At 75.6% G+C, this 6,619-nt stretch carries 4 protein-coding genes and 1 pseudogene; all 5 read right to left on the bottom strand.

Annotated features, from left to right (window positions below; all coding sequences use genetic code 11):
• Positions 1 to 123: 123 nt before the first annotated feature.
• Positions 124 to 1,080, bottom strand: coding sequence for a copper transporter (locus ABD879_RS31525; RefSeq protein WP_345025419.1), 957 nt, complete (start codon positions 1,078 to 1,080; stop codon positions 124 to 126).
• Entirely contained in the window at positions 1,077 to 2,312 is a 1,236-nt protein-coding gene (gene steA / locus ABD879_RS31520; protein ID WP_345025418.1) for a putative cytokinetic ring protein SteA, read from the bottom strand. Before steA ends, ABD879_RS31525 begins: the two co-directional genes overlap by 4 nt.
• A gap of 364 nt (positions 2,313 to 2,676) precedes the next feature.
• Complete coding sequence (recN, locus tag ABD879_RS31515) at positions 2,677 to 4,386, bottom strand: DNA repair protein RecN (RefSeq protein ID WP_345025421.1); 1,710 nt, start codon at positions 4,384 to 4,386, stop codon at positions 2,677 to 2,679.
• Positions 4,387 to 4,674: 288 nt separating this feature from the next.
• Positions 4,675 to 5,541 (bottom strand): annotated as a pseudogene (locus ABD879_RS31510) (NAD kinase); the annotation flags it as partial.
• 219 nt (positions 5,542 to 5,760) lie between these two features.
• Entirely contained in the window at positions 5,761 to 6,570 is an 810-nt protein-coding gene (locus tag ABD879_RS31505) for a TlyA family RNA methyltransferase (protein WP_345025420.1), read from the bottom strand.
• Positions 6,571 to 6,619: the final 49 nt, after the last annotated feature.

Genomic DNA, 6,619 nt, shown 5'->3' with positions numbered 1-6,619 from the left:
CGCCCGCCAGCAGGCGGGCCGCGGCGCGCAGCGACCGGACCGGCGCGGGCCGCGCCGCCGCGGCGGGGCGCGTCATGGCAGTGGTGATCGTCTCACTGGGGGTCATAGGGGCTCACCCGTTCCTCACCCGCTCTTGCTCGCGGTGGGCACCGGGGAGGGCAGGTAGCCGTCCACGCCCGACCCGGTGCCGTACTGGCCGGACTTGCCGGCGATCTCGTTCTGCAGCGCCAGCACCGCCACCACCCGGCCGGAGGAGGTGTCGACCATGTCGGTCGCCGACACCTGCTTGCGGACGTCGGAGTCGCGCAGCGCCGCGATCAGCCCGCCCTCCTGGGCGGAGGTGGACGGCCCGCCGACCACGACGCCGCGGCCCGCGCCGTCCAGCGCCGCCGCCAGCGACAGCAGCGCCCGGTTGTCGATCTCGCCGCCGTCGTACTGGTACGGGGTGGACGGCGCGATCATGACGGCGAGGGTGGCGTGCTGGCCGGGCCGGCCGGTGGTGGTCAGGTACCCCGCCTGCCGGAAGCCGTTGAGCACGGCGCCGCCCCCGGCGTCCTCGCGGCCGCTGCGCGCGGTGTCCCGGGTGACCAGCGCGCTGGCCAGCACGGCGCCCGCGCGGTCGTAGGGGCCGCCGCCCTCGGGCACGGTCACGCCCTCGGGCCGCAGCTGGCCCGCCAGCTCGTCGACGGTGCCGACCTGGTCGTCGTCCAGGAACTTCTTCTGGATGGTGACCCGGCCGGTGACGGTGGCTCCCGCCGACTTGGCCAGCTCGCTGAGCTGCTCGATGCTGTCGTTGCTGGCGCCGGGCGTCTCGACGAACACCACCGACTGGCCCTTGAGCCGATCGGCGACCAGGTCGGCGCCGAGGGTCTTGGCGAACTGCTCCTCGCCGTCGCGCTGGGCCTCCAGCCGGCGCTGCTCCTGGCGCAGCTGCTGGCTGTTGCGGGCCGCGTCGCTCGCCTGCTTCTTCAGCTCGGCGGTCACCGACTGCGACAGCGTCGTCGAGCCCAGGATGATGCCGAGCGCCAGCGCCAGGAACACGGCGACGATGGAGACGAGGTGGTAGCGGAAATCGATCACGTGAACAGTCCGGTCAGCCAGAAGAGGAACGCGTGCCAGCGGTCGGCCAGCAGGGGACGGATGATCTCCCCGGCCGGCGACATGATCACGGCGGTGGTCATGGCGATGAACGCGCCGAGCACCAGGAACAGCAGCGAGGAGGTGGAGATGCGGCTGCGGTACAGGCGGCTGACGCCCTTGGCGTCCACCAGCTTGCTGCCCAGCCGCAGCCGGGTCAGGAAGGTGCTGGCCATCCCGGCGCGGCCCTTGTCGAGGAACTCCACCATGTTGGCGTGCGTGCCGACCGCCACGATCAGCGAGGCGCCCTTCTCGTCGGCCAGCAGCATGGCGATGTCCTCGCTGGTGGCGGTGGCGGGGAACACGACCGCGTCGCGGCCGAGCTCGTTGACCCGCTTGAGGCCGGGCGCCCGGCCGTCCCGGTAGGCGTGCACGACGATCTCGGCGCCGCAGGTCAGCGCCTCGTCCGACACCGAGTCCATGTCCCCGACGATCATGTCGGGCCGGTAGCCGGCCTCGATCAGCGCGTCGGCGCCGCCGTCCACCCCGATCAGCACCGGGCGGTACTCGCGGATGTAGGGGCGCAGCGTGGCGATGTCCTCGCGGTAGTGGTAGCCGCGCACCACGACCAGCGCGTGCCGGCCCTCGATCGGGGTCTTGACGTCGGGCACGCCGACCCCGTCGATGAGCAGGTCGCGTTCGCGCCGCATGTACTCCATGGTGTTGGCGGCGAACGCCTCCAGCTGGTGCGCCAGGCCCGTCTTGGCCTCGGCCAGCGCCGCCTCGACGGTCTCGGCGGTCTGCTCGGTGCCCTTGGCGACCACCTCGGCGCCGCGGTACACCTGCGCGCCGTCCACCCGCACCCGGTCGCCCTCGCGCAGCCGGGTGAAGATCTCCGGGCCGACGTCGTCGACCAGCGGGATCCCGGCCTCCAGCAGGATCTGCGGCCCCATGTTGGGGTAGCGGCCGGAGATGCTGGGCGCCACGTTGACGACCGCGGCCGCGCCGCACGACACCAGCGCCTCGGCGCTGACCCGGTCGAGGTCGACGTGGTCGATGACGGCGATCTCGCCGGGCTGCAGCCGCTTGGTCAGGTTCTTGGTGCGGCGGTCGAGCCGGGCGACGCCGCCGACCCCGGGCAGGTCGTCCTCGCGGCCGCGGCCCAGGGCGAGCACGCGCCGCGGCAGCCGCTGGGACAGCCGGACGCGACGCTCGGTGGTCGGAGAGTCGTTCATCGCATGACATCCTGCCAGAGCACGTGAACCGACACCTGTAACGACAAGCGCCCGGCCGTGTCGGTTCGTTCACCGTCCGCGTTCGCCGGCGCGTCGCGCGCCGCACCGCCGACGTGCGCCGGGGCGTCCCGCGGGCCTGCCCGTGTGCGGGGCCGCACACGCGACGCGCCGCCCGGCAAGGCGCTGCGGCGCGCGGACGGCATGCCCGTGTCCTCTGCGCAGACTACTCGATCAACGCGGCGGGTCCGCGCGGATCACCTGCGGACGACCCGGGATTCACCGGACGACACGCGTGGAACGCTGCAGCCGCCCCCGGATCGGTGCCGTCCGCGCGTGTCGCGGACGAACCACAACGCACGGTGCGTCAGGGGGCGGTTCCGCGCTCCCGGGCGGCCATCTGCAGCAGCTCCTCGGCGTGCGCCCGGCCCAGCTCGGAGTCCTCCAGCCCGGCCAGCATGCGCGACAGCTCCCGCACCCGGCCCTCGCGGTCCAGGACGGTGACGCCGCTGCGGGTGACCGACCCGTCGTCGGCCTTCTCCACCAGCAGGTGCTGGTCGGCGAACGCGGCGACCTGCGGCAGGTGCGTCACCACGATCACCTGGGCGCTGCGGGCCAGCCGGGCCAGCCGCCGCCCGATCTCCACCGCGGCCTTGCCGCCCACGCCCGCGTCCACCTCGTCGAACACGAAGGTCGGCACCGGGTCGGCGCCGGCGAACACCACCTCGATCGCCAGCATCACCCGCGACAGCTCGCCGCCGGAGGCGCCCTTGTGCAGCGGCAGCGCCGGGGCGCCGGGATGCGGGGCCAGCCGCACCTCCACCTCGTCGGCCCCGTACGGCCCGTACTCGCCGGCCGGGGTGACGGCGACCTCGACGCGGGCGTGCGGCATGGCCAGGGCGGTCAGCTCCTCGGTGACCGCCCGGGAGAACCGCTCGGCGGCGCGCGTGCGCACCGCGGTCAGCTCGGCCGCCGCGGCGGCCAGCCGCTCCGACAGCTCGGCGTGCTCGGCGCGCAGCTCCTCGATGCGCTGGTCGTCGCCCTCCAGCTCGGCCAGCCGGGCCGCCGACCGCCGCGCCCACTCCAGCACCTCGTCCAGGGTCTGGCCGTACTTGCGGGTCAGCGCGGTCAGCTCGGCGCGCCGCTCCTGCACGGCGGCCAGCCGCGCCGGGTCGGCGTCCACCGACTCGCCGTAGGCGGCCAGCTCGGTGCCGACGTCCGCCACCAGGTAGCCGGCCTCGGCGAGCCGGTCGGCCATCCCGGCCAGCGCCGGGTCGTGGTCGCGCACCGCCTCCAGCGCGTGCCGCGCCTGCCCGAGCAGGCCGACCACGTTGGCCGCCTCGATCACCGCGTCCGGGTCGCCGAGCAGCGCCTCGTGCGCGGCGGTGGCGGCGCCGCGCAGCGCGTCGGCGTGCGCCAGCCGCTCCTCCTCGGCGGCCAGCTCGGCGTCCTCGCCCGGCCTGGGATCGACCTTCTCGATCTCCTCCAGGCCGAAGCGCAGCACCTCGGCCTCACCGGCGCGCTCGCGCGCCCGGGTGGTCAGCTCCTCCAGCTGCGCGCCGACCTGGCGGTGCCGCTGGTAGGCGGCGGTGTAGGCGCGCAGCGGCCCGGTCAGCTCCGCGCCGGCGTAGCGGTCGAGCGCGGCGCGCTGCCGCCCGGCCTGCAGCAGCCGCTGCTGGTCGGACTGGCCGTGCACGGCCACCAGGTCGTCGGCCAGGGTGATCAGCGTGCTGACCGGCACGGACCGGCCGCCCAGATGCGCCCGGGACCGGCCCTCGGCGGACACCGAGCGGCTGATGATCAGCACGCCGTCGTCGAGCTCGCCGCCGGCCTCCTCCACCCGGTCGGCCACCCGGCCGGCGGGATCGACCACGATGCGGCCCTCGATGGTGGCGCGGCCCGCGCCGGGCCGCACCCGCTGCGGGTCGGCCCGCCCGCCGAACAGCAGGCCCAGGCTGGTGACCACCATGGTCTTGCCCGCCCCGGTCTCTCCGGTGACGACGTTGAACCCCGGGGACAGATCGAGCACGGCGTCGTCGATCACGCCGAGGCCCTGGATCCGCACCTCATCGACCATCGGACGCACCAGCGTCACAACCCCTCGCATCCACAGATCCCGGTTTCGGAGCCCCGCCGGTGAGACTAGCGGGCGCCGCGAACCGCACGCTCCGCGAGCACGCGGAGTTCTCTCACACTACTTTTCGGCCTCTTCGTCCGTGTCGCGGGTCGTCCGTCCGGTGTCGGAGGCGGGCGGCGCGGTCCGGCCGCGCGCGTCCGGCGCCGGGGCGCGCATCCGGGTCAGCTCGGTGCCCATGCCGGCGCCCGCGCCGGTGTCGGCTTCGGCGGGGGCCGGGGGCTGGTGGGGGCGTCCGCGCCAGCCGGTGACCGGCAGCCCGAACTTGGTGACCAGCCGGTTGGTGAACGGCGTCCGGTGCAGGCGGGCCAGCCGGACCGGCGCCGCGCCCCGGCGGACCTCCACGCGGGCCCCCGGCGGCAGCCCCACCGTGCGGCGGCCGTCGCACCACAGCACCGCCCGCGGCGTGTCCGGCAGCACCTCCACCGCCACCACCGAGCGGGGCGAGACGACCAGCGGCCGGGCGAACAGGGCGTGCGCGCTGATCGGGACGACCAGCATCGCCTCGACCTCCGGCCACACCACCGGGCCGCCCGCGGAGAAGGCGTAGGCGGTGGACCCGGTGGGCGTGGCGCACACCACGCCGTCGCAGCCCCAGTGCGACAGCGGCCGCCCGTCGATCTCGGTGACGACCTCCAGCATCCGCTCCCGCTCGGCCTTCTCGACGGTGGCCTCGTTGAGCGCCCAGGTGGTGTCGGTCACCGTGCCGTTGCGGCGCACGACCACGTCGATGGTCATGCGCTCCTCGACGTCGTAGCGGCGGGCGACGACCCGGTCGACGGTGTTGGTGAGGTCCTCGCGCTCGGCCTCGGCCAGAAAGCCGACGTGGCCGAGGTTGACGCCGAGCAGCGGCGTCCCGGCCTCGCGGGCCAGGTCGGCGGCGCGCAGCAGCGTCCCGTCGCCGCCGAGCACGATCACCACCTCGGCGTCCTCGGCCGCGGCGGCGGTGCGCGGCATGACCTGCACGCCGACGCAGCCGATGTCCTCGGCCTCGCCGTCCAGCACCCGCACCGCGATCCCGGCCTCGCCGAGTCGGGTGATGACCAGGTGGGCGCTGCGGACCGCCTCCGGCCGCCCGGTGTGCGCCACCACCAGCACCGATCTCTTGCTCAAACGCCCTCCCCGGGTCGCGTCACCGCGCCGCGGCCGTCGTCGCCCGCGCCACCTGCCTTGCCCGCGTCGCCCCAGTTTGCCGCTATTTCGCCCCTCCTTGCGGCCTTTCCCGTGTTCCTCCGGTTCCACGCCCGGTAGTACGGAACGCCGGCCGGGTGCGCTCGAACCCGCCGCGGCGCGTCCCCGCGCGGGCGGCGGGCGCGGTCACCGCGGCCCCTCCGCGATCGCCTTCTGCAGGGCGGCCTCGTCCAGCGGGGGCTCCCCGGCGCGCAGCCACAGGAAGTACTCCACGTTCCCCGACGGGCCCGGCAGCGGGCTGGCGACCACGCCCGCCGCGCCCAGCACGAGGCCGGCGGCGTGCCCGGTGACGCCCCGCACCGCCTCGGCGAGCAGCCCCGGGTCGCGCACCACGCCGCCCGCGCCCACGCGCTCCCTGCCCACCTCGAACTGCGGCTTGACCATCAGCGCGTAGTCGGCGCCGGGCGCGACGCACCGCGTGATCGGCTCCAGCACCAGCCGCAGCGAGATGAACGACAGGTCGGCCACCACCAGGTCGGGCGGCGGAACGTCCGGCGCGCCCAGCATCTCGGGCGTCAGGTTGCGGATGTTCACCTGCTCCAGGACGGTGACGCGGTCGTCGGTGCGCAGCGACCACGCCAGCTGCCCGTACCCGACGTCCACCGCGTGCACGTGCGCGGCGCCCGCCCGCAGCAGCACGTCGGTGAACCCGCCCGTGGACGCGCCCGCGTCCAGGCAGCGGCGCCCCGCCACCTTCAGCCCGGTGAACGCCGCCAGCGCCCCCGCCAGCTTGTGCCCGCCGCGCGAGACGTACTCGGGGCCGGCGTCGGCGGTGTCCACCACCACGGCGGCGGCGGGATCGACCTGCGTGGCCGCCTTCCCGGCGACCCGCCCGCCGACCCGCACCCGCCCCTCGGCGATGAGCTGGCCGGCGTGCTCGCGCGACCGCGCCAGGCCCCGGCGCACCAGCGCGGCGTCCAGCCTGCGCCGCTTCACGGCCGCCCGCCCCGAACCGGCGCACCGCCGCGCGGCGGGACGGCCCCCG

It is taken from the genome of Actinomadura keratinilytica, assembly GCF_039539665.1.
GTDB lineage: Bacteria > Actinomycetota > Actinomycetes > Streptosporangiales > Streptosporangiaceae > Spirillospora > Spirillospora keratinilytica.
This window is presented reverse-complemented; position numbering and strand designations above follow the sequence as displayed.

What these genes read in the sequence shown, in the direction of transcription:
- steA (WP_345025418.1), bottom strand. Translation starts at nt 2,312, where the DNA reads ATGAACGACTCTCCGACCACCGAGCGTCGCGTCCGGCTGTCCCAGCGG.
- recN (WP_345025421.1), bottom strand. Translation starts at nt 4,386, where the DNA reads ATGGTCGATGAGGTGCGGATCCAGGGCCTCGGCGTGATCGACGACGCC.